This window comes from Pseudomonas sp. NBRC 111131, assembly GCF_001320525.1.
In the GTDB taxonomy this organism is placed as follows: domain Bacteria; phylum Pseudomonadota; class Gammaproteobacteria; order Pseudomonadales; family Pseudomonadaceae; genus Aquipseudomonas; species Aquipseudomonas ceruminis.
Map to the genome: position 1 here is coordinate 256606 of NZ_BCBH01000002.1, position 26978 is coordinate 283583.

Consider the following 26978-nt stretch of genomic DNA (forward strand, 5'->3'; position numbering starts at 1 on the left):
CAGAGCCTGTGGAGGCCGCAAAGCTCAGGAAGGGAAGCCCAAGCCCGAAGACAGGTCGGTATCCCCTGCCCTGTGGGCCCCGGCCGGCACCTCTTTGGCAGTCGATTCCCGGACCTTTTCCTTGACCGCCTCCTTGGCTTGCTCGCCCTTGGCCTTCAAGGTATCGGTCAACCGGTCACTGCTGGCCCCCATCAACGCGTCCTCCTTACGTGTACCGGGCAAGGCGGCGCCCAACGCTGCGCCCAAGGCGATACCCAGCGCCGCCAGCACCAAGGGTTGCTCCTTGAGCAAATGATCAAACTGCCCTTTGAGCGCCGTGGCCTGATCACCGACCTGATGGGCAGCGTCGCGCAGGCTGTCGGCAGAACCTTGCACCGACGCCCGCGCGCCCTGGCCCAGGTCACTGGCACGGTCACGTAAGTCATGGGCCTTGCCGCGCATGCTGTCGCCGGCGCCGTGCAGTGCTTCGCCGGCGTGGGCAAAAGCGCCTTTCACGCTGTCGACCGCTTCACCGAGCTTTTCACCCAGCCCTGGCCCGGTATGGGCGGGGCCTGGGTTGAACGGCCGATTCTGGTTGACACCCAACCACGCCAGGCCGAGCACTGTCAGCGCCGTGGGCACCGGGTTGTTCTTCAAGGTGGTGCCCAGATTGTGGAAGAACTCCCCGCCATTGCCTTTGCCGTAGGCCAGCAACTGGTCCATCAACTGGCCCGGGCTCAGGCGCTGCTCCAAGGCATCGACCAGGTCGCTGATGTGCTCGCGCTTGGCGTTGATCTCCTGCTCGAGCAGGTCGGGGTCTTTGTGCGTATCGTGTTCAAAGGAGGTACTCATGGCAGTTTCCTCTTCAACGCATCCTTGTCCTGCTGCATGGCATGCAGCGTGCGATCAGGGGTCAGCTGCGAAGGCTCGAACTGCTTTTTGCCCGACTGCAGCATGATGAAACCGATAATCATCGTGACCACGCCCACGATCAGCGCCGCCAGCCACGGCGCAACGACCAACGCCAGGGCATACACCCCCGCCATCAACAGGATGATCAAGCCCGCCAGCAGCACGATGGCGCCGGCGGCTACCGCCGCGGTACCTGCCTTCAAGGTGTTGAGGTTGTGTTGCAGCTCGGCCTTGGCCAAGGCCAGTTCCTTGCTGAACAGCTCGGGCACTTCGCGCATCAACTGGCGCAGCAGGCCACCTACACCGACCGGGTCATCCGCTGGCGTGTGCAACCCAGGGCTCACCTGCAAAGGGTCCTTGTTCATCATTCACCTCCTTTGAGCGGGTCACGCTCCAGTGGGCCGCCGCTTACCGGCGCGCCAGCGCCCATGCCGACCGGGTCGACCGGGGTATAGGGCTTGTGGGTGGAGACATCGCTGGCACGGTCTGGCTGGGGCGCGCTGCTGTGGTAGGGCTCACTGGCACCATAAGCAGGCGGTGCAGTGGATGCCCCTGCCGTGGAACTGGCGCTGGCACGCAGAAAGCGCGACAAGGCGAAGCCGATCGCCACGCTGCCCGCCAGGAACAACCCAGGGTTGTCCCGCGCCAGGCGCGAACCGCGATGCAGCAGGTCTTCTGCGCTTTCGTGGCGGATCTGCTCGGCAAAGCTGCCCACACATTCGGCCGCCTGGGTCAGGTATTGGGAAAGCCCCAGCGTGTCCTTGCCCTCCAACGCCGACGCTGCCGAGCGGGCGCCTTCCTGCAAGGAGTCGAGCTGATCGGCTGCCGTGTCGCGGTAATGCTCGTACTGCTCGGCGCCTTGAACTTTTGCTTCGTTTAGCAGGGCACCTGCTTCGTCGGTTATGGCGTGCAAGTGGTCCTGGGTGCTGCCCGGCGGCGATGCCGAGCCTTGATCGCGTTCCATGGTCGTGTCCCTCGCTGATGAAGAGCCGGCAAGTGCCGGGTTGTGTGCCTTCATTCGGGGGACGCAGGGCGCGCGCGTGGAGTTCAGTCAGAATGATCGGTAACCCCTGCCCTGGGCACCAATGGCTTGTGCAAGGGTTACCGGGGCGAGGTTGGCAGGTGCGAAGTGACGGGTGGCCTCACAACCTGAAGCGCACGTTGATCGTGCTCTTTTCACGGCGATCAACGCTGATCGCCGCAGTACCGTAACCCGAATAGCTCTTCACCAGGCGCATGCCCAAGCCTGTGCCGGTGGGTTTGGGGTACGACGCGGGGAAGCCGTCACCCTCGTCGGTAACGGTGATCAAGGCATGGTCGCCAGCGTCCTTCACGCTCACGCCGATGGTGCCTTTGCCATACTTGAGCGCATTGGTGATCAGTTCGGAGATCACCAGGCCAAGCGGTGCCATCCGCTCGGGCGGCAGCACGAACGTGTCGGCCTGCAGCAGAATCTGCCGGTCGGCAATCGATTTGCCAAGGTCGCCCAACAGCGCAGCCAGGTAGTCGCCGGCGCGGACCGCCTGTGTTTCCGCATTCTGGTAAAGCCGCTCATGGACGCTGGCAATGGTCACCACGCGCCCGGCGGCGGTCTGTAGCTGCAGCTTGACCGCTTCATCGGCGGCAAGGTTTGCCTGGAGCAAAAGCAGGGTGTTGACCAGGTGCAGGCTGTTCTTGACGCGGTGATGGATCTCTTCCAGGTGAAAGTCGCTTTCGGTGAGCCGGGTGTGCTGGGCATCGATCAACGACAACAACTGGGCTTCGTAGTGATGCCGCTCGGTGATGTCCCTGGACACAGCGATGATCTTGTCCACTGTACCCTGGCCGCCAAGGATGGGCGCGACCGTGACATCCCACCATTTCGGTTCGCCCTGCAGGGTGGGGCATAGTGCCTCGAAACGCGTCGCTTCACCGCTGCCCACCTTGGCCAGGGCGGCATCCACCACGCCCTGGGACGCCTCGGGCCACAACTGTGACCACACCCGGCCTTTGACCTGAGCCAGGTCACCGATTTGCATCAGGCCTAGGCCAGCTTCGTTCATGAACTCGATTGCGCCGCCTGCTGACAGGATCTTCACGCAGTCGGGGCTCGCATTGAGCACGCTTTCCGAATAGGGGTCTGGGCGCAGGGTTTGCGCCCCCGCAGCCAACCGCTCCACCGCCATGGAAATGACGTTGGAGATGCCCTCCATGAACACCAGGTCGCTTTCGATGAAATCGTCGCCGTTGCCGCTATCGGCCTCAAGCACGCCGAACGGCGCCGAAATACCACGAATAGGCACGTTTATCGCCCGCTCGATGCCGTACTTCTTGAGCAGCGAAGGGGTACGAAAACGTTGTTCCAGGCCTAAATGGTTGGACAGCACGGGCCGGTAGGTGGCCATGGCATAGCCCGCCGGGCTGGCTTCATCGCCCCCTATCCGTGCGCTGCCGATGTCGGCCGCGTCCCACCCCACACCGTGGGAAAGCAACAATTCGTCACTCTGGGCAATGGGCATGAGCACCTTGGCAAAGCGGGTTCGCATGCCCGTTGCGACGGTTGCACACGCCTGGTCGAGCAACTCATCGAGGTCGGATGCCTTGAGCGACATCACACCAAACTCGACTACCAGTTCATGTTGCTTGCGCAGGCGCGCATGGGACTTCTGCAGCGCTGCACGAATGGTTTCGTCTGGAGGGGACTGTTGCATGGGTATTTGCTGCTCACCAGGTGATAGGAGTCAGGCACTTCAACCAATCTACACAACTGTACGGGCGAAAGACAGGTGGCCCGTCGCCCCACGCTGATCGGCTCCACGCCAGGGCAACCCAGCGGAAAAACGATGACCGGCATGACTCCGTGCGGTTATCGAACAGTTGCCCGGTACGCGAATTGACGGTCACTCCCAGACTGCGCACCATTGACGGGTCGGCGAGCATGCCCTGCCCCAGGCAAAACCGCGACGCAGTGCTGCCGCTCACAACACATTCAAAAAATGATGTCCCCATGACCCCTTCCAAGTTTGATACTGCCACCCCCCTTACAGCCCACGGCTGCGTCGGTGACAAGGTTCGCCACGCCTTGGCCGTCGGCAAGACCCGTTGGGGCATGCTCGCCCTGGTGTTCTTCGCCACTACCCTGAACTACATCGACCGCGCCGCCCTCGGCATCATGCAGCCGGTGCTCGCCAAGGACATGGGCTGGACGGCCATGGACTATGCCGACATCAACTTCTGGTTCCAGGTGGGCTATGCGATAGGTTTCCTGTTGCAGGGCAGGCTGATCGACAAGGTCGGCGTGAAACACGCGTTCTTCGTTGCGGTGCTGCTGTGGAGCCTTGCCACCGGTGCCCATGGCCTGGCCACCTCGGCGGCAGGGCTCATGGTCTGCCGCTTCATCCTCGGCCTGACCGAGGCAGCCAACTATCCGGCATGCGTGAAGACTACGCGCCTGTGGTTCCCGGCTGGCGAACGAGCCATCGCCACTGGCCTGTTCAACGCCGGCACCAATGTCGGCGCGATGGTCACCCCGGCCCTGCTGCCGCTGATCCTGGCAGCCTGGGGCTGGCAGGCGGCATTCATCGCCATGGGTAGCCTGGGGCTGGTCTGGGTGGTGCTGTGGGGCCTTTACTACTTTAATCCAGAGGACCATCCGCGCGTGGCCCCGCGTGAGCTTGACTACATCCAGCAGGAGGTAGAACCACACGCCTCGCCGCTGCCGTTCAGGCGCATCCTGCGTCAGCGTGGCACCTGGGCGTTCGCCGTGGCGTACGCGATCACAGCGCCGGTGTTCTGGTTCTACCTGTATTGGCTGCCGCCGTTTCTCAACCAGCAGTACAATCTCGGTATCAGCGTCACGCAGATGGGCATACCGCTGATCCTGATCTGGCTCACCGCAGACTTCGGCAGCATCGGCGGCGGCATCCTGTCGTCCTGGCTGATCGGCCGGGGCGTGCGGGCGACTCGCGCCCGGCTGATTTCGATGCTGATCTTCGCCTGCACCATCCTGAGCGTGGTCTTTGCCGCCCACGCCAGTGGCTTGTGGATGGCCGTGCTGGCCATCGCCGTGGCAGTGGGCGCGCACCAGGCCTGGACAGCCAACATCTGGAGCTTGGTCATGGACTACACGCCCAAGCACCTGGTGAGCACAGTGTTCGGCTTTGGCAGCTTGTGCGCAGCCGTCGGCGGGATGTTCATGACACAGATCGTCGGCAGCGTGCTGACCCTCACCCACAACAACTATGCCGTGTTATTTACCCTGATCCCGCTGATGTATTTCCTGGGGTTGATCTGGCTGTATTTCATGGCGCCGCGCCAGATCGAAACGGCTGGAACGTCCTAATCGAGCAGCGATGTGCGTGCCAGCACGGCTCGGGCTTTGTGCGGCGCCATGCGCGCTCGCGCTTCGCCACTCACCCCCTGCTCCAGTAATTGTCGAGTCGGGCTCAACGGCACAGCCTTTGGCAGCGCACGCAACAGCCCGACCAGGTCCGCATCGCCCTCCCCCGGGAAACGCCGCTCGTTGCGGGCCTGGCGCAGGATTTCGTCCAGGTCGGCCGGCACTGGCCCGGCCACGTCGCAGAGCTGGGCGTAACGCATGCGCTGCGGCGCCAGCCGCGCCAGGTCTTCGAGCGATGACGCCGACCGGTTGAAATGGAATGCATCCACCAACACGCAGCCGTTCGCCCGGTCAGCATTAGCGACGATGCGCATGGCCTGGCGCAGGTCGCGCACGTCGGTCCAGGGCATGAGCTCCAGGTGCGGGTAGATGCCATAACCCGCCGCCAGGTCGCACAGTTCGGCGAAGCGGGCCGTGACACGCGCTTCGTCTGGGTCATTGCCGGCAACCAGCAGTTCAGTCCCGCCCAACTCGGCACCGACAGACAAAATGGGCTCGAAATCCGCTACCCGGGTGCCCGGCGTGAGGCGCAGGATTTCCAGGTCGAGCACCTTGACCCCAGTGTCGCGCAGGCGCGCCTGGGTCTGGCGGCGCAACCCGCTGGCGCGCCGCGCCGGCTTCGAGGAAAGCATCGAGCAACCGCGCACCTACCTGCGTCATGAACTGGGTGAACACTACAACGCTGAACGGGTGAATGCCTTCCTCGAAGCCTGCCCGCACATGGTCGCGTTTTTCGAGAACCACACGGCATTGAAGTTCGTCGATGGCAATGCCATCCCCGACATGCACGGCGACACCCCCGGCGCTGCCACGGGTGGGCATCAGGTGATCGCCGCCCCCTATGATGCCCGCGAAGTGGGCGCACTGTTGCCGCGCCTGCGCAGGACGCTGCGCGAAACTTCGTTCATGGGCATGCCAATCATGGCCGGAGCCGACCTGGCTGCCTTTCTCAACATGACCCGTTCGCCGCGCGCGTTCGGGCAGGTGTGCAAGCGCCTCGGTCGCCATTTGTATCACCTGGCCCGCCATGGCCGGGCCATGCACCTGGTCAACGGCGTGGCGCTGGTGGCACGCCTGGCCAAATCAGCCGAAGACCTTGGTGTACGCCTGATCGAATCAGCCCCGGCCAAGCGCCTGCTGCTCGAAGGCGGTGAAGTGCGCGGGGCGGTGGTCGGCACCGCGCAGGGTGAATTGACGGTTCGTGCCAACGCCGTAGTGCTCGCTGCAGGCGGCTTCCCCCACGACGCTGTGCGGCGCCAGCAACTGCTTGCCGGCGGCACCGCCGCCGAGGACCTTCTCGCCCTGCCCCCGACATCGTGCTCCGGCGATGGCTTGCGCCTTGGCGAGGCCGCTGGCGGTGTCGTCGCAACCGACCTGAAGTCAGCGGTGGCGTGGGCGCCGGTGTCCAAGGTGCGACACCGTGACGGCAGCATCGGCCATTTCCCGCACATCATCGAACGCGGCAAGCCGGGCATCATCGGCGTCCTGCCCACCGGTAAGCGCTTCGTCAACGAAGCCCAGGGTTACTACGACTACGTGGCGGCGATGCTCGAGGCCGTACCGGCGGGCGAACACGCCTGTTCGTGGCTGGTCTGCGACCACCGTTTTCTGCGCCGCTATGGCCTTGGCTATGCCCGCCCGGCCCCGCTGCCGGTATGGCCGCACCTGCGCAGCGGATACCTCAAGCGCGGCGCCAGCATCGAACAACTTGCCCAGGCCTGCGGTATCGACCCGGCCGGCTTGCGCGCCACGGTGGCCGAGTTCAACAGCCATGCCCGTCATGGCCAGGACCCGGCATTCGGCCGCGGATCCACACCGTTCGCGCGCAAACAGGGTGATCCGCTGCACCAGGGGCCCAACCCCTGCGTCGCGCCAATCGAGCATGGGCCGTTCTATGCGGTGAAGGTTCAGGCGGGGTGCTTCGGCACGTTCGCCGGCCTGCGCACCGATGGCCACGCACGGGTGCTGGACGCCGATGGGCAGCCCATCAGGGGCCTGTATGCGGCAGGGACCGACATGGCCAGCGTGTTCGGCGGCTGGTACCCCTCCGGCGGCATCAACCTTGGTCCCGCGCTGACCTTTGGCTATGTGGCCGGGCGGCATATCGCCGGGGTGCAGGCCACGACCGGCGCCAGCACCCCGACACCGGCAGCGTGGTAATGGCAGGATGTTGAAATTGATGATGTTTTTTTAACGTTTTTTTGCCAAACGCTTCCTTAGTGTGGCTTGCGAGTCACACAGGTAGCTGAAAATGAAACCACCCCCGCCCGCACAGCCAAGCGACACCGTCATCACCGAAGCCGCGACGTGGTGCCTGCGTCTGCACGACGACGAATGCACCGCACAAGACCATGCCGCGTTCGAGCACTGGCTTCAGGCCGACCCGCTACATGCCTTCGAGTACGCCAAGATACTCGAGATTTGGGCGCTCAGTGACCAGCTTCCCAACCACCTGGCCAGCGCAAAGAAGCTTCTCACCCACCCAGCGCCCCGCAAGGAAGGGACACTGGACAGTTAGCCGCCTGGCGTAGGAGATATTGCTATGGACCCGGCTGCGTCGGACCCACAGGCTCAGCCTGCAGCCAGCAAACCCAGGGTCCGCCGTACCTTTTCCAGCAACTCGCCGATCTGGAACGGCTTGATCAGAATGTCCATTCCCGTGCCCAGAAACGCCTGGCGGTCCAGCGCTGGCTCGGCGTAACCGGTCATGAACAGCACGGGCAGGCCTGGCCGATAGATACGCGCCATGTCGGCCAGCTCCCGGCCACTGATGCCGGGCAGCCCGACATCGGTCAGCAACAGCGCAATGCCGGTGTCTTCGCGTAAATGATCCAACGCCTGCTCAATGGTTTCGGCCAGGGTGCAACGATAGCCCGCATCGGCCAGCACTTCGGCCACCGACAGGCGCACCGAGGCCATGTCCTCGACCACCAGCACATGCTCGCCGCTACCCTGCTCTTCGGGCTTTGGTCGGCGTTCCTCGCGGGGCACTTGGTGATTGCTGGCCGGCAGCATCAACGTTACCTCGGTGCCCAGCCCCAGTGCGCTGCGAATCGCCACGTGCCCGCCGGACTGGCGGGCAAAGCCGTAGATGGTCGACAAACCGAGCCCCGTGCCCTGCCCCACCGGTTTGGTGGTAAAGAACGGGTCGAACACCTTTTCCAGCAACGCCGGCTCGATACCACTGCCATCGTCGCGCACCGTCACTGCCACATAAGGGCCGTCCTGCAGGTTCGGGTCGGCATGGGACCACGTCGCCCCGGTGTTCACCCAGATGTGCCCACCCTTAGGCAACGCATCGCGGGCATTGATCACCAGGTTGAGCACCGCGCTCTCCAGCTGGATCGGGTCGACCAACGCCACCGCGGGCTGGCTGGAAAGCTCCAGCTTCAAGGCAATGCGCTCGCCGATGGTGCGGGTGATCAGCTCTTCCAGGGACCGCACCCGCTCGTTGATGTCCACCGGGCGGGTATCCAGCGGCTGCTGGCGAGCAAAGGCCAACAGTCGATGGGTCAACGACGCGGCGCTCATCGCCGAGCTGAGCGCCGCGTCGGCATAGCACGGCACCTTTTCCAGGCGGTTTTGCGCCACCCGTTTGCGGATCAGCTCCAGGCTGGTGATGATGCCGGTCAACAGGTTGTTGAAGTCGTGGGCAATGCCCCCGGTGAGGCTGCCGAGGGCATCCATCTTCTGCAGTTGCAGCAATTGCGCCTCAGTCTGCGCCCGCTGCGCCATTTCCTGGGCCAGCTGAGTGTTGGCGTCGTCCAGGCGCGCCAGATGCGAGCGCTCGCGATGGCGGTGCTCAGTGACATCCTCGACAAACACCAGGCACAGCCCCGGCACGCGATGGGGCGACAGTTGCCATTCGGTGTCTCTGGGCAAGCCTTCTACCGTCATCGCCAGGTTGCCGCGCCAGCGCTGGCCGCCAGCCAAGTGCTCGCGCAAGGTGGCCAGGGCACTGTGTTGCCCCTCGGCAAAGCATTCCTGCAGCGCGTGCGGGTTGCGGTTGTCCTGAATCAGCGCATAGAACGCCTGGTTGCACTCATGCACCTTGAGCCCGGCATCCAGCACCGCGATGGGGGCAGAAACGTTGGTGAAAATCTCGCGGAAACTCGCCTCGCTGTCGCGCAGCGCGCGTTCGGTGTCGCGCACCCGCAGCAGCGTGCGCAACGTCGCCACCAGCACATCCGGGTCTACGGGGTGTACCAGGTAGGCATCGGCCCCAGCATCCAGGCCGGTGATGATATCGCCGGTCTGGATCGAGGCCGCCGAGACATGGATCACTGGCAACAGCGCCGTGGCCGGGTCGGCGCGCAGCAACCGGACGATGTCGAACCCGCTCATGTCGGGCAGGTTGACATCCAGTATCAACGCATCGATCTGCTCGCTGCCAATCAGCGCCAGGCCCTCGCCACCGGTGCCTGCCTCCAGCACCTGGTAATCGTGCAGCGCCAGGCGCCGACGCAGCGCATAGCGCGTCGCGGCGTTGTCGTCGACGATCAGCAGGCGGATGTCAGGGTTCATCTGCGCTCTCCTGGGCCAGCGCCAGGGGGATGATCACGAAGAACGACGAGCCCACCCCAGGCGCGCTGTCTACACCCACTTCCCCTCCCAGCAGCGCCGCAAAGCGCTTGCACAGCGACAGCCCCAGCCCCGTGCCACGCAGGCGTTTCTGCAGCGGCGAATCCACTTGGGTAAAGTCTTCGAACAACCCCTCCAGCAGCTCTGGGGCAATGCCGATGCCCGTGTCACTCACGGCAAACCGTATCTGGTCGCTGCCATGCAATTTTGCCGACACCCGCACCTCGCCCCGGGTGGTGAACTTCAGCGCATTGGAGATGAAGTTGCGCAGGATCTGCGCCAGCTTCTTGTCATCGGTATACAGCTGCGGCAAGCCCTGGGGTTCTTCGAAAATAAGGTCCACCGCCCCCGTGTCGACGATCGGCCGGAACATCCCGCGCAGGGCAGCGAACAGGTCGAGCATGTCGAACCAGGCGGGCGAGATGGTGATCCGTCCCGCTTCGATCTTGGCCAGGTCGAGCAGGTCGTCGACCATGTCGCTGAGCTCGCGGGTGGCGCTGCTGACGAACGCCACCTGCAACTGCTGCTCCTTGCTCAACGGCCCATCCACCTCGTCGGCGAGCAGGCTGGTGATGCTCAGGATCGAGCCCAGCGGCGTACGGAACTCGTGGCTCATATAGGAAAGGAAGCGGCTTTTGAGGTCCGACGCCTGGCGTAATTGTTCGGCCTGGATGTCCAGCTCCGCATAAAGCGCCAGCACACCCTGGTTGGTTTCTTCCAGTTCGGCACGCAGGGCCTGGTTCTCGGCCTGCAGGCGTGCCACGCAGGCGGCCTGTTCGGCGCCATTGTCGAGCGATGGCTCAGCCATGCACAGTCTCCAGGTCGATGACCAGCACCGTCACATCGTCCCGCCCGCGGCAGAAGTCGCGGTGCAACACGGCGGCAACGACTGCCGGGTGGCGGCGCGCAAGGCCAGGATAAGCTTGAAGGTTCCAACGGGACTGCAGGCCGTCGCTGAACATGATCAACAGATTTCCCTTCACGTGAGCGTAGTCGAACACCTGGCCTTTGCGGTATTGGCCGCCAACGATGCCCGGATGCGAGGCCAGGCCTCGTGACCGATCGCCACCGACCAGGGCCGCGCCGATATTGCCGATGCCGATGAACGCCAGGCGGTCGCCGGCGCCCTCGTACTGAGCGATGGCGGCGGCGCCGCCCCGGGTGCCGCCCATGGCGTGGTGCAGGGCAACCAGCAGGTGCTCGGGCGCACTGAAAGGGCTTTCGGCGAACGCCTGCGCCCCGGCTTTGGCGGCCCGCACGGCTTCCACCCCATGGCCCAGGCCATCGATCACCAGGGCACTGAGGCGCTGGTCGCCGAGGGTTACGTGCCAGGTGTCGCCACAGGCGGGGTCGTCGTGCAGCGAATGCTGGCTCACCCCGACCCGCACATCCCGAGCGCTGTCGCCATGTTTGTACAGGCGCGCCAGCACCACGGCGCCGCGTGCGTCGGCATGCACGTCGAACACCTGCGCCAAGCGGCTGACCGCCCCCAGGCCAATGCCCTGGGTGCCACCGGTGGAATAGCCGTCGACCAGGCAACTGTGCACATCGAAGCCTTGTGCACGATCCACCGCCAGCAACTCGATGCCCTGCTGGGCGCCATGGACGAGCGCCCGCAGGTGCAGTTCACCGTGCTCGGCATGCTTGAGCACATTAGTGGCCAGCTCAGTGGCAACAATGGCCGCCCGTCCGGCATCGGCAGCGTCGAAACCGTGCTGTTCGGCCAGTTTCTGTACCACCCGCCGGGCATGGCCCACCTGGCTGGAATCATCAATGCGCAGAACCTGGGTCAGGCTAGCGACAAGGTTCATGTCCATCGGGTGATCGTTACCCGGGTACCTTGCCCGGGAGCGGTGTCCAGTTCGAACTCATCGACCAGGCGCCTGGCACCCGTCAGCCCCAGGCCCAAACCACCGCCTGAGGTCCAGCCGTCGGTGAGGGCCAGCTTGACGTCGGCAATACCCGGCCCTTCGTCGCGAAACACCAGGCGCAGGCCAACCCGCCCGGTCTCTTCGAGGACCTGCCAGTCCATGTCGCCGCCCCCGCCATACACCACCGTGTTGCGCGCCAGTTCGCTCACGGCCGTCACCAGTTTGGTCAGGTCGACCAAGCGCATGCCGCACTCGGTGGCAAGTTTGCGGGTCAACTGGCGAGCCAGTACCACGTCCTGTTCGATACGCACCGGTTGGCTGCCGCTCTGGCGAATGCTCATGTGCGCCCTACCCGCTGACGCAGCAGGTTCATGCCGCGATCGACGTTCAATGCGGTACTGACCCCAGGCAGGGTCAGGCCGAGCTCGACCAAGGTGATCGCCACCGCCGGCTGCATGCCAACCAGTACCGTTTCGGCGTCCATGATCCGCGACAAGCCCGAGATACTGGCAATCATGCGGCCGATGAACGAATCGACCATGTCCAGCGCCGAGATATCGATCAGCACGCCACGGGCGGAGGTCTGGTCGATACGGTCGGTCAGGTCGTCCTGCAGGCGCAGGGCCAACTGGTCATGCATGTCCACCTGGATAGTCACCAGCAGGAACTCGCCCATTTGCAGGATGGGAATACGCTCCATGCTTCACACCCGCTCGCCAAGGGCAGTGCCCAGGCGCGACAGCGCCAGCTTCAGGGCATCGGCCAGGTTGGACTTGGTTGTCAATGTGCCCAGGTCCAGGCCCAGGTGCACGATGGTCTGCGCGATCTGCGGGCGCACGCCACTGATGATGCAGTCGGCGCCCATCAGGCGGATGGCGGTGACTGTCTTGAGCAGGTGTTGGGCCACCAGGGTGTCGACCGTAGGCACACCCGTGATGTCGATGATGGCGATTTCCGACCCGGTGTCGACGATGCGCTGCAACAGCGACTCCATCACCGTCTGGCTGCGCTGGGAGTCGAGGGTGCCGATCAGGGGCAACGCCAGCACCCCCTCCCACAGCTTGACCACCGGCGTGGACAGCTCCAGCAGCTCTTCCTGCTGACGCTTGATCACCGCCTCGCGGTTTTTCTGGTAGGTGCGGATGGTATGCAGGCCGAAGGCATCGAACAGTGAAGAAATTTCCCAGAGCTGCTCGGCAAGCAGCGCCGGTTGTTCACGGTAATGAGCCTGCAACAGCGTGAACAACGGGCCTTTGAGGGCAAAGATGAAATAGGCGGTCTGGTGCGACTCCTGGCCGATTTGGGCACGGCTGGCAGAGAGCTTTTCCAGGAAGCGACGGGTCTGCTCCCAGCCTTCGGTGGCAATGTCGCCGCCACTTTCACTGCGCAGGCCATCAACCACCAATTGCAGAAACTCCCGTGTTTCCTGGCGCAGCTCCTGTTCCCGGATGTTGCGTGTCGCGCCATTGGCTTCAAGTGCAGCAAGCCAGTCTCCCAGCAACTGGGCCTGATTGCCGACAATCGCTTCCAACGTGCTGTTCTGCAGTGCTGCCATGTGACATTCGCTCCTGAAAATACGTGGCCGGTACCCCAATGAATGTACCGGCTCGCAAAACTGACAGCTGCCGGTGTGAATAGTTGTGACCGTTGGCAAATAATTGCATTGCGCCATATCACGTCCCGCTAACTCTAGGCCACGCGAGCGCCGGGTGTGGGCAACCTGGTGAATATTTTCCCCACGCCCGCAGCCGTGATTGAGCCCACTTGGCCAGTTGCAATGAACTTTGGCCCGTCTGCCGGCTTCCCCTGCATAGACCACCAAAAAACCCAGCCTGCAGGAGTTGGTCCCATGCGCGCATTGACTTACCACGGAGCAAACGACGTCAGGGTAGATACCGTCGCCGATCCCCGCATCGAACAAGCGGATGACATCATCCTCAAGGTAACTGCCACCGCCATTTGCGGTTCGGACCTGCATTTGTACCGGGGCAAGATCCCGCAAACGGAAGCGGGCGATATCTTCGGTCATGAATTCATGGGCATCGTGGAAGAAACCGGCAGCGCGGTCACCGACCTGCAGGTCGGTGACCGGGTCGTGATCCCCTTCGTGATTGCCTGCGGCAGCTGTTTCTTCTGCCAGCACGCGCTGTTCGCTGCCTGCGAAACCACCAACACCGGGCGCGGCTCGATCATCAACAAGAAAGGAATCCCGCCTGGCGCCGCGTTGTTCGGCTACAGCCATCTGTACGGCGGCATCCCCGGTGGCCAGGCCGATTATGTGAGGGTACCCAAAGCCAATGTCGGCCCCTTCAAGGTGCCGACCACCCTGGCTGACGACAAGGTGCTGTTTCTGTCCGACATCCTGCCCACCGCCTGGCAAGCCGTGATCAATGCCGAGGTTGGCCAAGGCTCGTCGGTGGCCATCTATGGCGCAGGGCCCGTGGGCCTGCTCAGTGCCGCCTGTGCACGGATGCTTGGCGCCCAGACCGTTTTCATGGTCGACGACAACGACTACCGCCTGGCCTACGCACGCGACGCCTACGGCGTTATCCCTATCAATTTCGAGCGCGATGACGACCCTGCCGACAGCATCATTCGCCAGACACCCGGCATGCGTGGGGTGGACGCGGTAATCGACGCCGTCGGCTTCGAAGCCAAAGGCAGCGCCGCCGAAACGGTCATGACCGCGCTGAAAATCGAAGGCAGCAGTGGCAAGGCCTTGCGCCAGAGCATTGCCGCAGTACGCCGCGGGGGCGTGGTTAGCGTGCCTGGGGTGTATGCCGGTTTCATTCATGGGTTCATGTTCGGTGATGCCTTCGACAAGGGCCTGACCTTCAAGATGGGCCAGACCCATGTCCAGAAGTACCTGCCCGAACTGCTGGAGCATATCGAGGCAGGCCGCCTTCAGCCCGAACTGATCGTTACCCATCGCCTGGCACTGGAAGAGGCCGCCCTGGGCTACAAGCTGTTCGATCAAAAAGAGGACAACTGCCGCAAGGTCATTCTTGTGCCAGGCGCTGCCCCCGGCACCCTGGGCACGGACCACGTGTGAAACCCGGCAGACAGGCCATGGCCCATGGCAAAGGCCAGGGCCAAAGACATCAGCACACAGAGGCTTGAACCATGATCGATCAAGCAACAGGCATGAAACCCGGCGAGCGTTACCGCGTGGAAAACGTCGAGCGGGCCCATCAGTTCCCAGGATTCTTCCTGGACGGCAAGTATTTCCTTGGCCCGGAGCTGTTGACCGCCGTGGGCTGGCTGGAAGGCACCCGGTTCATCTATGACAGCCTCGATGCCGAGGGCGAACCGGTGTTTGCCGACCGGCTGGCCGGTACCATCGAGGGGCTGACCCTGACCCTGGTGGATGGCACGGTGCTTGAGCTCGCCCGCCTGGAGGCCAGCGCTGCGCTGCCCCCCTTGGACACACTCCCCACGCACAGCGAAGAGGGCCCGCTCCCCGTCGTCGGCCCGGCAACGCCCATCAAAGGCCCATTACGCGGCAAAGTGGTGGTGATCACCGGCGCTTCCAGTGGCATAGGCCGCGCCGCAGCCCATGCCTTTGCCTGCAAAGGTGCACGTCTGGTGCTGGCTTCACGGGACGAAGAGGCGTTGTTCGAGGTGCTGGATGAGTGCACCGACTGCGGTACAGACGCTGTCGCCGTTAAAACCGATGTCTCCAGTAGCGATCAGGTCGAAGCGTTGGCAGCGCGTGCGGCAGCGTTCGGCCACGGCCGTATTGATATCTGGATCAACAACGCAGGCGTAGGCGCGGTGGGCGCGTTCGAGGAAACGCCCCTGCAGGCGCATGAGCAGGTTATCCAGACGGACTTGGTCGGTTACCTGCGCGGCGCATACGTCGCCATGCCCTACTTCAAGGCACAAGGCAGCGGCGTGCTGATCAACACCCTGTCCCTGGGCAGCTGGGTGGCGCAACCCTATGCAGCGGCCTACTCGGCGAGCAAGTTCGGCTTGCGCGGCCTTACCGAGGCTCTCAGGGGGGAGCTGACCGAATTCCCCGACATCCACGTCTGCGACATCTACCCCGCCGTGATGGACACGCCTGGGTTCAGGGATGGCGGTAACTACACTGGCCATGCCCTGACGCCGCCGGGGCCGATCTACGACCCAGAGCGGGTCGCCAAAGCGATGGTGGCCTGCGCGATTTCACCCCGTGCTCATACCACCGTGGGCGCCACCGCACGCATTGCCCATCTGGCCAGTTACCTCATTCCTGGGCTGCCTCACCTGTCGGGCTGGCTGACCCGCCTGGGCCTGCGCCGAAGCCCCAGCGCCGCGATCTCCTCCGGCAACCTGTTCGAACCGCCCAGCGGTCAGCGCAGCGTGACCGGGGATTGGCAGCCCCCCAAAGACAGGACGCCGCTCCTGGTGGGCGCCGCCCTGGTAGGCATCCTTGCAGGCTTCGCCTTCGCCAGCACGCGACGCCGGCGCAATTAGACCTTGCACCCGAACAGCCATGACCTTCCCCACTGCAGGAGCATTCAACCATGCGTGACTACCCTACCCCGCCATTCCCCACTCAGCCGCAAAGCGTTCCAGGTTCGCAACGCAAGATGGAGCCGTACCCGGATTGCGGTGAACAAAGCTACACCGGCCACGGTCGCCTTGAAGGCAAGATCGCCTTGATCACCGGCGCCGACAGCGGCATCGGGCGGGCTGTGGCCATCGCCTATGCACGCGAAGGTGCAGACGTTGCCATTGCCTACCTGGATGAGCACGACGACGCCCAGGAAACCGCACGCTGGGTCGAGGCCGCTGGCCGCCAGTGCCTGTTGCTGCCCGGTGACCTGGCGCACAAGCAGCACTGCTACGACATCGTCGACAAGACGGTGGCGCAGTTCGGGCGCATCGACATCCTGGTCAACAACGCGGCGTTTAAGATGTCCCACGAGACATTTGATGAAATCGACGATGACGAGTGGGTAATGACCTTCAATGTCAACATCACCGCCATGTTCCGCATCTGCCAGCGGGCGCTGCCTTCGATGCCCAAAGGCAGTTCGATCATCAACACCAGTTCGGTCAACTCCGATGACCCATCGCCCAAGCTGTTGGCCTATGCGACGACCAAAGGCGCCATTGCCAATTTCACGGCCGGTCTGGCCCAATTGCTGGGCAAAACCGGCATACGGGTCAACAGCGTGGCACCCGGCCCCATCTGGACACCGTTGATCCCGGCCACCATGCCCGATGAAGCGGTGAAGCACTTCGGTTCCAACTACCCGCTCGGGCGACCGGGGCAACCGGTCGAGGTCGCGCCGATCTACGTCTTGCTCGGCTCCGATGAAGCCAGTTACATCTCCGGTTCGCGCTATGCCGTTACCGGTGGCAAGCCCATCCTTTGAACTGCCACCCCACCCGAAGCCAGCCCCGGCTGGCTTTGGGTGGCTAAGCAGGTGAATGTAAAAAAGATGTCCGGCCTTCGCTGTGGTCTGACCTTTCAGGTCCATAGGGAGGCACACCGTGAAATTCGCAAAATTCTGCCAATGGCTGGCCAATCAGGCCGGCAAACCCAGCACGTTCCTCGTCGCAGTGGTGCTGATCGGTTTGTGGGCGATATCCGGGCCATGGTTTCACTACAACGACACCTGGCAGCTGATCATCAACACCACGACGACGATCATTACGTTCCTGATGGTTTTTCTGATTCAGAACACGCAGAACCGGGACAACGACATCATCCATGTAAAACTCGATGAGCTGATCCGTGCGACCCAATCCGCAGAGCAGTCCGTGCTTGACCTAGAAGCGTTGGACAACCGCCAGATACGTGAACTCAGGAAGGAATACCGGGCCATGGGTAGCCAGTGCGAGCGTCAAGCCGATTGCCCGCCCGCGCCAGCGAGCGACCCCGCACAGGGCCAAAACCTGCAGCGCTAGCGGCGGGCTTGATACCCTAGGTGCAGCGGGTAGCCTGAGCAGGCCCGCACATCGAACCAAGGAGCGAAGATGCTGTACGTTGTAATGCTGGGTGGTCGGCACCCCAGGGCGAGTATCGAAGTGCACGATGTCGTGTTCGTCGAGGCCCCTTCGCTGGAGCAGGCTTACCCGCAACTGCGCGAAGCCTGGTTCGGCAGCCGCGCCGGGTTGCATATCGATTCCTGGCTGGCTGTAGACGGCGTCGACCACTACCGCGTCGAACTCAGCCACCTGGCCCCAGGCCCCACTGCCCAACGCCTGTTTTTCATCAACCTGGGGGGTTACGAGCCACAGCGCTTCGGCGAAGCGCACCATTACCGCCTGGTGGTCGCCAAGGACAAAGCCGAGGCCAAGCGCCTGGGCAAGCAGCACCTGTTGGCCGATTGGCTCAAGCCCCACACCGATGCGGTACTGGATATCGACGACTGCCTGCCGGTCGACCTGATCGCGGGCCGCTACGTACACCTGGTCGAGGGCAGCCACCGCGGTATCCGGCAATACAGCGACTACATCCTGCTGTAAGCGGCTGAGGCTGACGTGAAAGGCGCGGTAGCGAATCACGCCTTTGTTCGCTAGCGCACAGACCCATCCTGGGCCAGCCGCCCAGACTGAGGGTCTGACCGGCCCGCTCACGGTACCCCAGCACACCATGGACAATCCCTGGCATCGCACCCTTGCCTTCGTTCAGCGCCTGGCTCAGCGTTGGCCTGCACCGCGGCACGCGTTCACCTACGAAAGCCTGCTGCGCTCAGAGCTCTACAGCGCCGAACAACTGGCCGATCACGGCAGTTGGTTGGCCAGCCAGCACCGTCTGAGCCAGCTGCCGGCCGACGATTCGCTGCTTGAGCGGCTGGCCGATAACGAACGCATGCTCAGCACCAGTTGCGCCGCCCTCGCCGGTGCCCTGCCCGGCTCGCGCCCGGCGCTGCCTGCCGCGCAATGGCTGCTCGACAACTTCTATTTGGTCGAGTCGCATATCCGCATCGCCAAGCGCCATTTGCCCACAGGCTACAGCCTGCAACTGCCACGGCTGGACACCGGTGCGTCCAGTGGCCTGCCACGGGTTTACGATATCGCGCTGGAAACTATCTGCCACGGTGATGGCCGGGTCGACGCCAAAAGCCTGAGCCAGCTGGTCGAAGCCTATCAGCAAACCGCCACGCTCACCCTCGGCGAGCTCTGGGCGATACCGATCATGCTACGCCTGGCGCTGATCGAGAACCTGCGCCGGGTGGCGGCCCGGGTGATGGCCAACTGGGCAGACCGCGACCTGGCCAATGGCTGGGCCGATACCCTCATCGAAACCGCCGAGCACGATGCCAAGAGCGTGGTACTGGTGGTGGCCGACATGGCCCGCTCCGAACCGCCCATGAACGCAGCGTTCGTGGCTGAGCTGGCCAGGCGCCTGCAAGGCCACAGCACCACCCTGACTCAGCCGCTGGCCTGGATCGAGCAGATGCTCAGCGAGTCGGCACTGAGCATCGAGCGCAATGTGCAGCTCGATGCGCAGCAACAGGCGATCGACCAGGTGTCCATCAGCAACAGCATCGGCAGTCTGCGCCTGCTGTCGAGCATTGACTGGCGGCTGTTCGTCGAGCACCTGAGCCATGTCGAGCACGAACTGGCCCAGGACCCGGCAGCGGTGTACCCGGCCATGGACTTCGCCAGCCGCGACCATTACCGCCACATCGTCGAACGCCTGGCGAGGCACAGCGCATTCAGCGAAGAACAGGTGGCACGCCAGGCAGTTCAGCTTGCCCAAGCCGCAGGTGCCGGGACCGACGAGCAAGCCCGGCACGTCGGCTTTTACCTGACAGGTAGCGGCCTGCACCTGCTCGAAAAGCAACTGGCGGCACGGGTCAGCCTTGCCGAGCGCTGGCAGCGTCTGTTGCACCATGCCCCACTGGCGTTCTACCTGGTGCCTTCTGCGCTGCTGTCGTGCGTGCTGGCCTGGGGCTTCATCGCCGGCATGGCCGCCGAAGGCTGGGCGATGTGGGTCCTGGCCCTGATGGCCCTGCCGGTGGTACTGACCACCAGCCGCCTGGCCATTGGCCTGGTGAACTGGCTGGTAACCCTGACCGTGCAACCGTCGTTCCTGCCACGCCTGGACTACGCCGCCGGGATACCTGCCAGCGCCAGAACCTTGGTCGTGGTGCCCTGCATGCTGAGCACCCGCAGCGATGTGGAGGCGCTGGTCGAAGGGCTTGAGGTGCGCTTTCTGGCCAATCAGGATGCGCACCTGCACTTCGCCCTGCTGAGTGACTTCGTCGATGCGGCGCAACAAACCTGCGCCGAAGACATCCCCCTGCTCGACCTCGCCAGCGATGGCATCCGCGCCTTGAACGCCAAGTATCCAAGCGCCGACTGCGAACGCTTCTTTATGTTGCATCGCCCCCGCGTGTGGAACGCCACCGAGCGATGCTGGATGGGCCGCGAACGCAAGCGCGGCAAGCTTGCCGAGCTCAATGCCTTGCTGCGCGGGCGCGGTGCCGAGTGTTTCCTGCGGATCGTCGGCGACCTGCGCAAGCTGGGCCGCGTGCGCTATGTGATTACCTTGGACACCGATACCCAGTTGCCACGCGATGTGGCGCAAAAATTCGTCGGCACCTTGCAGCATCCGCTGAACCGGGCACGCTTCGACGCACATACCGGCCGGATCCGCTCAGGCTACGCGATCCTGCAGCCGCGGGTTGGCATCAGCCTACCCACGGGCACACGCTCGGCCTACGCCCGCCTGTTCACCAGCGATGCGGGTATCGATCCCTACACACAGGCCGTTTCCGACGTCTATCAGGACCTGTTCCTCAGCGGGTCGTTCATTGGCAAAGGCATCTACGCAGTGGACGCGTTCGAGCGCGCACTGGATGGCCGCTTTGCCGATAACCGGGTGCTCAGCCATGACCTGATCGAAGGCTGCTACGCCCACTCCGGCCTGCTCAGCGACGTGCAACTGTTCGAAGGGTACCCGGCACGCTACAGCGCCGACGCCAAGCGCCGTCACCGCTGGATACGCGGTGACTGGCAACTGCTGCCGTGGCTTGTGCCGCGCCTTGGGAGGCCTCCGCAGGGCGATACCCATAGCCCGCTGAGCGCGCTGTCGCGCTGGAAAATCTTCGACAACCTGCGCCGCAGCCTGGAGCCGGCAGCGCTGCTGTGCACCCTGTTGTGGGGCTGGCTGGCCAGCGCCTCGGCGCCTTACTGGACCCTCGCTTTGCTGGGGCTGTTGTTGGCCCGACCGCTGCTCGACACGCTGCTGCAATTGCTGCACAAGACGGCCGAGGTCGCCCTGGGCGAACACCTGAGGGCTTCACTGCGCACCTCGGGCATCTACTTCTTGCGGGCCGGGCTGTCACTGGCCTGGTTGCCGTTCGAGACCCGCTACAGCCTGGATGCCATCGCCAGGACCCTGTGGCGCCTGGCCGTAAGCAAACGCCGGCTGTTGCAGTGGAACCCCTCACAAGCCGAGGAACGGACCAGCGCCGATACTCTTCAGGCAGTGTATACCGAGCAATGGATACAACCGGCCCTGGCCCTCAGCCTGGCGGCCCTGCTGCTGATGCGCCCGGCTGCGCTGCTGGTGGCCGCGCCGATCCTCATCCTCTGGCTGCTCGGCCCGGCGCTGGCGTGGTGGCTCAGCAGCCCGCGCGCTGGCAGTGGGTTCACACCGCTACCGGAGGATTTGCGCTTTCTGCACAGGCTGGCCCGGCGCAACTGGGCGTTTTTCGACCACCATGTCGGGCCCGCCGACAACTGGCTGCCCCCGGACAACCTGCAGGAGCCGCCGTTCGCCAATATCGCGCACCGCACCTCGCCAACCAATATCGGTATGGCCGTGCTCGCACACCTGGCGGCCTATGATTTCGGCTACCTGTCGAGCGGTCGACTGCTTGAGCGCCTGGCGCGGATGTTCGACACCCTGGATCACCTGGAGCGCTACAAGGGCCACTTCTACAACTGGTACGACACCCAGGCACTCAAACCGCTGCCACCGCTGTACGTGTCTGCGGTGGACAGCGGCAACCTGGCCGCCCTGCTACTCACACTCAGGCCAGGGCTGCTGGCGTTGGCCGATGTGCCTGTGCCGGCCCACCGGCTGACCCAGGGTCTGCTGGACACCTTTGATATCCTGCGCGAAGCGTTTACCAACGCAGGGCGCGATAGTCGCGATGTCCAAGCCCTGCAGCAACAGGTGCTGCAAGCCCATGAGCACCCCGACCAGCCGCTGCCCCGGTTGCTCACAGTGCTTGCCGAACGGTTGCAGGACTTGATCGACCAGTGCGCACCTGAACCCGCCGACGCCTTACAGGGCGACGATTGCCTGTTCTGGCTGCATGCGCTGCGAGGCCAGTGCGAGGACCTGGGCAGCGAGCTGCAAGGGTTGCAACTGCCGCCGGACAGTGAGGTGGCAGTACCGGCAGCGTCAAGCTGGCGACAACTGGCACAGCTGCAGCCCGGCCAGTGGCCACCGGCCGAACGCGCAGCAGTCACTGCCGTACGCGCCCTGGCCTGCCAGCGCATCGCCCAGGCGCAGAGCCTGGCATTGCGCCTTGCAGCCTTGGCCAGCATGGACTTCACCTTCCTCTACGACAGCCAACGCGACCTGTTCGCCATCGGCTACAACGTCGATGAACACCGCCTGGACACGTCGTTCTACGACTTGCTGGCCTCAGAGATGCGCCTGACCAATTTCGTGGTCATCGCCCAAGGCCAGGTGCCCCAGGCCAGCTGGTTCGCCCTGGGCCGGCTGCTGACCAGCAATGCCGGTGTGCCGGTGCTGCTGTCCTGGTCCGGATCGATGTTCGAGTACCTGATGCCCCTGCTGGTCATGCCCAGCTACGAAGGCACCTTGCTTGACCAGACCTGCCAGGCCGCGGTCAACCGGCAGATCGAGCACGGCAACCTGCTGGGTATCCCCTGGGGCGTCTCCGAATCGGCATACAACGCGCTGGACACCCACTTCAACTACCAGTACCGCGCCTTTGGCGTGCCCGGCCTGGGCCTCAAGCGCGGTCTGGGCGAGGAGCGCGTGGTAGCCCCTTACGCCAGCACACTCGCCTTGCTGGTGGCGCCGAACGCAGCCTGCCACAACTTGCAGCGCCTCGCCCGCCTCGGGCTGGCTGGGCGCTATGGGCTGTATGAGGCCGTGGATTACAGCGAAGCTCGGCTCCCACCTGGGCAGCACAAGGTGGTAATCCGCTCGTTCATGGCGCACCACCAGGGCATGAGCTTTCTGGCCCTCACCGCCTTGCTGCTGGACAAGCCCATGCAACGGCGCTTCGCCTCGGACCCGCAGTTCCAGGCCAGCATGCTGCTGCTCCAGGAACGTGTGCCGAAAACCGCTGCACCGTATCTGCACACCCTGCAGGCGCCGGCCCTGGAGGGCACCGGTCGCGCAGGGGAAACACGGCTGCGCGTGTTCAGCGAACCCAACCGCCGCCACCCCGCCGTGCAACTGCTCTCCAATGGCCGCTACCACGTCATGCTCAACCACGTTGGCAGCGGCTACAGCCAGCGCAACGACTTGGCCGTCACCCGCTGGCGCGAAGACCCCACGCACGACGAGCTGGGCAACTTCTGCTACCTGCGCGACGTCGCCAGCGGTGCGTACTGGTCCACGACCTATCAACCCACCCGGCACCGCAGCCAACACCAGGAAGCGATCTTCAGCGATGGCCGAGCCGAGTTTCGCGTGCGCGAGCGTGGCTTTGACTGCCATAGCGAAATAGCCGTGTCCCCCGAGGACGACATCGAACTGCGGCGCCTGCACCTCACCCACCATGGCGAGGAGCAGCGCACTCTGGAGCTGACCAGCTACGCCGAAGTGGTCCTGGCACCGGCCCTGAGCGATGCGCTGCACCCGGCATTCAGCAAGCTGTTCGTGCAGACCGAGCTGATCCGCCCGCTGCAAGCCATCCTCTGCACCCGCCGACCCCGCTCGCTGCAGGATGCCGTGCCTTGGATGTGCCATGTACTGGCGGTGCATGGCGCCGATATCGAGGCCATCTCCTATGAAACCGACCGGGCCCGCTTCATCGGGCGCAACCGCACCCTGGCGGCCCCGGCAGCGCTGGACCGGGAAACCGAAGCGCTGTCCGGCACCGCCGGGGCGGTACTCGACCCGATCGTGGCGATCCGCTGCCGCATCGTCCTGGCGCCGGGCCAGACCGCCACGGTTGACCTGGTCAGCGGCGTGGCCGACAGCCGCGAAGCGTGCCTGCAACTGATCGCCAAATACCGCGACCGGCACTTGGCCGACCGTGTGTTCGACCTGGCCTGGCCGCACAGCCAGGTGCTGTTGCGCCAGCTCAACGGCTCGCTCAGTGATGCCCGGCTGTTCGAGCAGATGGCCGCCTCGGTCATCTACCCCAACGCCGCCCTGCGTGCCAGCGCCAACCTGCTGGCCAGCAACCGCCGCAGCCAGTCCGGCCTGTGGGGCCAGGGCCTGTCTGGGGACTTGCCCATCGTGCTGGTGCAGATCGGTGACCCGGCCAACATCCAGCTGGTCAAGCAACTGGTGCTGGCCCATGCCTACTGGCGGCAGAAAGGCCTGGTGCTCGACCTGGTGATCTGGAACGAAGACCAGGCCGGTTACCGCCAGCAGTTGCAGGAGCTGATCATGGGTATCGTCACCTCCGGCAGCGAAGCCGCCCTGCTCGATCGCCCCGGCGGCATCTTCGTGCGCCCTGCGCAGCAGCTGTGCGAAGAAGACCGTTGCCTGACCCTTTCCGTGGCCCGCCTTGTGCTCAGCGACAGCCGCGGTACCCTGGCCGAGCAGTTGCATCATCGCCGCCCGCCAGCCTCGCCGGCGGCCTTCGAGCCCACGCCAGCGATGGCGCGGGTGCAAGCCGACAACCCAGCGGTGACGGCACCACCTGCCCTGAGGCTTGCCAACCCGTATGGCGGGTTCAGCGCCGATGGCCGCGAGTACATCATTGGCCATACCCCTGGCAAACCACCACCGGCGCCCTGGGTCAACATCCTGGCCAATGCACGGTTCGGCAGCGTGGTGTCCGAAACCGGCAGTGCCTATACCTGGCACGAAAACGCCCACGAGTACCGTTTGACGCCCTGGCATAACGACCCGGTCATCGACCCCAGCGGCGAGGCCTTTTACCTGCGTGACGAGGACAGCGGGCAGTACTGGTCGCCGACCCCGCAGCCATGCCCCGGCCCCGGCCGCTACCGCACACGTCATGGGTTCGGCTACAGCGTGTTCGAGTATGCCGAGGACGAGCTGTGCAGCGAATTGTGGGTACATGTGGCGTTGGATGCACCGGTCAAGTTCAACCGGCTCAAGCTGCACAACCGTTCGGCCCGTGCGCGCCGGTTGAGTGTGACCTGCTTCGTCGAGTGGGTGCTGGGCGACCTGCGCAGCAAGGCGGCCATGCACGTGGTCAGCGAGACTGACCCGGTCAGCGGCGCGCTGTTTGCCCGCAACAGCTACAGCCTGGAGTTTTCCGGGTATGTGGCCTTTGTCGACTGCGACTTGCCGGTGCAGGGCATCACCTGTGACCGCAGCGAGTTCCTCGGCCGCAACGGCACCTGCCAGGCGCCGGCCGGGTTGCGCCAGGCGCGCCTGTCCGGGCGTACCGGCGCGGGGCTCGACCCCTGCGCAGCGCTGCAGGTCAGCCTGCTGCTGCAGCCTGGCGAACGGGGCGAGGTGGTGTTCCGCCTCGGCGCCGAACAGGGCGCCAAGGCCGCCAGCCGCTGCGTGCAGCACTACCGCGGGCTGCGCGTGGCCATGGAAGAGTTCGACAAAGTGCGCGCCTACTGGCGCAAGACCCTGGACACGGTGCAGATCGAAACCCCTGAACCGGCGCTGGATGTGCTGGCCAACGGCTGGTTGCTGTACCAGGTGATGGCCTGCCGATTCCTCGCGCGCAGCGGCTTCTACCAGTCCGGGGGGGCCATCGGCTATCGGGACCAATTGCAGGACAGCATGGCGATGGTCCACGCCGCGCCGGCGCTGGTACGCCAGCACCTGCTGACCTGTGCCGCCCACCAGTATCCCGAGGGTGACGTGCAGCACTGGTGGCACCCCCCTCTGCTGCGCGGCGTACGCACCCGCTGCTCGGACGACCTGCTATGGCTGCCGCTGGCCACCAGCCGTTATGTGGCGATCACTGGTGACTACAGCGTGCTGGACGAACCCGCAGGCTACCTCGAGGGCCGTGCGCTCAATGCCGGTGAAGAGTCCTATTACGACTTGCCCGCCCATTCCCCGTTGGTCGAGACCTTGTACCAGCATTGCCGGCGCGCGCTGGGCCATGCCCTGCAATGCGGCGAGCACGGCCTGCCCTTGATGGGCAGCGGTGACTGGAACAACGGCATGAACCGGGTCGGTGAACAGGGCCGCGGCGAAAGCGTATGGCTGGGCTTCTTCGGCCACGAGGTGTTACGCGCATTTGCCAGCGTTGCCCTGCGCCACGGCGACGGCGCTTTCGCCGTACAGTGCACGCGCCAGGCTGGCGCCCTGGCCGAACACCTTGAGCAGCATGCCTGGGACGGCGGCTGGTACCGTCGCGCCTGGTTCGATGATGGGCAACTGCTGGGATCGGCGAGCAACCAGGAGTGCCGCATCGACTCCCTGGCGCAGAGCTGGGCGGTGCTGTCCGGGGTTGCTTCGCCGGAACGTGCGCGTACTGCGATGGCCGCGCTGGACCAGTACCTGGTGCGCCGCGATATCGGCATCGTCAAGCTGCTCGAGCCGCCATTCGACCAGGGCAGCCTCGACCCCGGCTACATCAAGGGGTACCTGCCCGGCGTACGCGAGAACGGCGGGCAATATACCCACGCGGCAATCTGGGCTGGCATAGCCTACGCCCAGCTGGGGGACGCCGAAAAGGCCTGGGCGCTGCTGCGCATGATCAACCCGGTGCGCCAAGGGTGCAGCGCGCTGATCGACACCTACAAGGTCGAGCCATACGTCATGGCCGCCGACGTCTATGCGGTGGCACCCCATGCAGGCCGGGGTGGCTGGAGCTGGTACACCGGTTCGGCAGGCTGGATGTACCGGTTGATCATCGAAAGCCTGCTGGGCCTGCACCGCAGTGGTGACACCCTGCGTATCCAGCCGCTGCTGCCCAGGGGCTGGTCGGGCTATACCGTGCATTACCGTTTTGGTAACACCCCGTACCGCATCGAAGTGCATAACAGCGCCGACACCGCGCTGACCCTGACACTGGACGGCCATCTGCTTACCCAGCCCACACTGCCATTGACGGATGACGGCACACTGCACCGGGTAATTGCCCAATGCCAGCCCTCCCCCTTGCCCATGGACTGAACCGCCTGCTGGTCTACGCTTGTTGCGACAA

18 protein-coding genes and 2 pseudogenes are annotated in these 26978 nt (G+C 64.4%); 9 read left to right on the top strand and 11 right to left on the bottom strand.

The annotated features are described in order from the left end of the window. Nucleotides 1-24: 24 nt before the first annotated feature. The 4 genes from APH34_RS03265 to APH34_RS03280 all read right to left on the bottom strand — a co-directional run bounded on the left by APH34_RS03265 (nt 25) and on the right by APH34_RS03280 (nt 3581). A complete protein-coding gene (locus APH34_RS03265) occupies nt 25-831 on the bottom strand; it encodes a DUF3618 domain-containing protein (protein ID WP_054899737.1) in 807 nt (268 codons plus the stop codon). Beyond that, a complete protein-coding gene (locus APH34_RS03270) occupies nt 828-1256 on the bottom strand; it encodes a phage holin family protein (RefSeq protein WP_054899738.1) in 429 nt (142 codons plus the stop codon). The genes APH34_RS03265 and APH34_RS03270 overlap by 4 nt, the downstream gene beginning before the upstream one ends. Then, nucleotides 1256-1855 (bottom strand): hypothetical protein, encoded by a 600-nt coding sequence (locus APH34_RS03275; protein ID WP_054899739.1) that lies wholly within the window; start codon nt 1853-1855, stop codon nt 1256-1258. The genes APH34_RS03270 and APH34_RS03275 overlap by 1 nt, the downstream gene beginning before the upstream one ends. Before the next feature lie 178 nt (nt 1856-2033). After that, nucleotides 2034-3581 carry a sensor histidine kinase gene (locus tag APH34_RS03280; protein WP_054899740.1) on the bottom strand — a complete coding sequence of 516 codons (1548 nt, stop codon included), beginning with the start codon at nt 3579-3581 and terminating at the stop codon, nt 2034-2036. 296 nt (nt 3582-3877) lie between these two features. Here APH34_RS03280 and APH34_RS03285 point away from each other — a divergent pair, with 296 nt between their 5' ends. Beyond that, nucleotides 3878-5212, top strand: coding sequence for an MFS transporter (locus APH34_RS03285; protein ID WP_054899741.1), 1335 nt, complete (start codon nt 3878-3880; stop codon nt 5210-5212). On the opposite strand, the pseudogene APH34_RS28525 reads toward APH34_RS03285, so the two are convergent. After that, nucleotides 5209-5865: pseudogene (locus APH34_RS28525) on the bottom strand (sugar phosphate isomerase/epimerase family protein); the annotation flags it as partial. The gene APH34_RS03285 and the pseudogene APH34_RS28525 sit on opposite strands and share 4 nt — an antisense overlap. Here APH34_RS28525 and APH34_RS03290 point away from each other — a divergent pair. Both APH34_RS03290 and APH34_RS03295 read left to right on the top strand, forming a co-directional pair. After that, nucleotides 5849-7429: pseudogene (locus tag APH34_RS03290) on the top strand (FAD-dependent oxidoreductase); the annotation flags it as partial. The pseudogenes APH34_RS28525 and APH34_RS03290 overlap by 17 nt on opposite strands. A gap of 91 nt (nt 7430-7520) precedes the next feature. Continuing rightward, the gene (locus APH34_RS03295) at nt 7521-7787 is read left to right on the top strand and encodes a DUF4880 domain-containing protein (RefSeq protein ID WP_054899743.1); all 267 of its coding nucleotides are present in this window, start codon (nt 7521-7523) and stop codon (nt 7785-7787) included. 53 nt (nt 7788-7840) lie between these two features. Here the strand turns inward: APH34_RS03295 and APH34_RS03300 are convergent, their stop codons facing one another. Genes APH34_RS03300 through APH34_RS03325 form a run of 6 tightly spaced genes read right to left on the bottom strand, consistent with a single transcriptional unit; the run spans nt 7841 to nt 13276 of the window. Continuing rightward, on the bottom strand, nt 7841-9793 hold the full coding sequence (locus tag APH34_RS03300) for a response regulator (RefSeq protein ID WP_054899744.1): 1953 nt from the start codon (nt 9791-9793) through the stop codon (nt 7841-7843). Then, nucleotides 9783-10658, bottom strand: a complete 876-nt coding sequence (locus tag APH34_RS03305) for a sensor histidine kinase KdpD (protein WP_054899745.1) — start codon at nt 10656-10658, stop codon at nt 9783-9785. The genes APH34_RS03300 and APH34_RS03305 overlap by 11 nt, the downstream gene beginning before the upstream one ends. Continuing rightward, entirely contained in the window at nt 10651-11667 is a 1017-nt protein-coding gene (locus APH34_RS03310) for an ATP-binding protein (protein WP_177337010.1), read from the bottom strand. Before APH34_RS03310 ends, APH34_RS03305 begins: the two co-directional genes overlap by 8 nt. Beyond that, a complete protein-coding gene (locus tag APH34_RS03315) occupies nt 11658-12062 on the bottom strand; it encodes an anti-sigma regulatory factor (RefSeq protein ID WP_054899746.1) in 405 nt (134 codons plus the stop codon). The genes APH34_RS03310 and APH34_RS03315 overlap by 10 nt, the downstream gene beginning before the upstream one ends. Next, nucleotides 12059-12421 carry an STAS domain-containing protein gene (locus tag APH34_RS03320; RefSeq protein ID WP_054899747.1) on the bottom strand — a complete coding sequence of 121 codons (363 nt, stop codon included), beginning with the start codon at nt 12419-12421 and terminating at the stop codon, nt 12059-12061. Before APH34_RS03320 ends, APH34_RS03315 begins: the two co-directional genes overlap by 4 nt. A 3-nt stretch (nt 12422-12424) precedes the next feature. Further along, nucleotides 12425-13276: an STAS domain-containing protein gene (locus APH34_RS03325; protein WP_054899748.1), complete on the bottom strand. Its 852-nt coding sequence runs from the start codon at nt 13274-13276 to the stop codon at nt 12425-12427. 294 nt (nt 13277-13570) lie between these two features. Between APH34_RS03325 and APH34_RS03330 the strand changes: the two genes are divergently transcribed. The 6 genes from APH34_RS03330 to APH34_RS03355 all read left to right on the top strand — a co-directional run bounded on the left by APH34_RS03330 (nt 13571) and on the right by APH34_RS03355 (nt 26947). After that, entirely contained in the window at nt 13571-14773 is a 1203-nt protein-coding gene (locus APH34_RS03330) for a zinc-dependent alcohol dehydrogenase (RefSeq protein WP_054899749.1), read from the top strand. 71 nt (nt 14774-14844) lie between these two features. Further along, nucleotides 14845-16179 carry an SDR family oxidoreductase gene (locus tag APH34_RS03335; RefSeq protein WP_054899750.1) on the top strand — a complete coding sequence of 445 codons (1335 nt, stop codon included), beginning with the start codon at nt 14845-14847 and terminating at the stop codon, nt 16177-16179. 50 nt (nt 16180-16229) lie between these two features. Continuing rightward, the gene (locus APH34_RS03340) at nt 16230-17087 is read left to right on the top strand and encodes an SDR family oxidoreductase (protein ID WP_054899751.1); all 858 of its coding nucleotides are present in this window, start codon (nt 16230-16232) and stop codon (nt 17085-17087) included. Between the two features lie 118 nt (nt 17088-17205). Continuing rightward, entirely contained in the window at nt 17206-17622 is a 417-nt protein-coding gene (locus APH34_RS03345; protein WP_054899752.1) for a low affinity iron permease family protein, read from the top strand. A gap of 69 nt (nt 17623-17691) precedes the next feature. Then, complete coding sequence (locus tag APH34_RS03350; RefSeq protein ID WP_054899753.1) at nt 17692-18183, top strand: DUF1543 domain-containing protein; 492 nt, start codon at nt 17692-17694, stop codon at nt 18181-18183. Nucleotides 18184-18310: 127 nt separating this feature from the next. Next, entirely contained in the window at nt 18311-26947 is an 8637-nt protein-coding gene (locus APH34_RS03355; protein WP_054899754.1) for a GH36-type glycosyl hydrolase domain-containing protein, read from the top strand. Nucleotides 26948-26978: the final 31 nt, after the last annotated feature.

Coding starts and splice junctions, on each gene's coding strand:
- APH34_RS03280 (WP_054899740.1), bottom strand. CDS start 3,581: ATGCAACAGTCCCCTCCAGACGAAACCATTCGTGCAGCGCTGCAGAAG.
- APH34_RS03295 (WP_054899743.1), top strand. CDS start 7,521: ATGAAACCACCCCCGCCCGCACAGCCAAGCGACACCGTCATCACCGAA.
- APH34_RS03265 (WP_054899737.1), bottom strand. CDS start 831: ATGAGTACCTCCTTTGAACACGATACGCACAAAGACCCCGACCTGCTC.
- APH34_RS03270 (WP_054899738.1), bottom strand. CDS start 1,256: ATGAACAAGGACCCTTTGCAGGTGAGCCCTGGGTTGCACACGCCAGCG.
- APH34_RS03310 (WP_177337010.1), bottom strand. CDS start 11,667: ATGGACATGAACCTTGTCGCTAGCCTGACCCAGGTTCTGCGCATTGAT.
- APH34_RS03300 (WP_054899744.1), bottom strand. CDS start 9,793: ATGAACCCTGACATCCGCCTGCTGATCGTCGACGACAACGCCGCGACG.
- APH34_RS03285 (WP_054899741.1), top strand. CDS start 3,878: ATGACCCCTTCCAAGTTTGATACTGCCACCCCCCTTACAGCCCACGGC.
- APH34_RS03340 (WP_054899751.1), top strand. CDS start 16,230: ATGCGTGACTACCCTACCCCGCCATTCCCCACTCAGCCGCAAAGCGTT.
- APH34_RS03335 (WP_054899750.1), top strand. CDS start 14,845: ATGATCGATCAAGCAACAGGCATGAAACCCGGCGAGCGTTACCGCGTG.
- APH34_RS03355 (WP_054899754.1), top strand. CDS start 18,311: ATGGACAATCCCTGGCATCGCACCCTTGCCTTCGTTCAGCGCCTGGCT.
- APH34_RS03330 (WP_054899749.1), top strand. CDS start 13,571: ATGCGCGCATTGACTTACCACGGAGCAAACGACGTCAGGGTAGATACC.
- APH34_RS03320 (WP_054899747.1), bottom strand. CDS start 12,421: ATGGAGCGTATTCCCATCCTGCAAATGGGCGAGTTCCTGCTGGTGACT.
- APH34_RS03350 (WP_054899753.1), top strand. CDS start 17,692: ATGCTGTACGTTGTAATGCTGGGTGGTCGGCACCCCAGGGCGAGTATC.
- APH34_RS03305 (WP_054899745.1), bottom strand. CDS start 10,658: ATGGCTGAGCCATCGCTCGACAATGGCGCCGAACAGGCCGCCTGCGTG.
- APH34_RS03275 (WP_054899739.1), bottom strand. CDS start 1,855: ATGGAACGCGATCAAGGCTCGGCATCGCCGCCGGGCAGCACCCAGGAC.
- APH34_RS03325 (WP_054899748.1), bottom strand. CDS start 13,276: ATGGCAGCACTGCAGAACAGCACGTTGGAAGCGATTGTCGGCAATCAG.
- APH34_RS03315 (WP_054899746.1), bottom strand. CDS start 12,062: ATGAGCATTCGCCAGAGCGGCAGCCAACCGGTGCGTATCGAACAGGAC.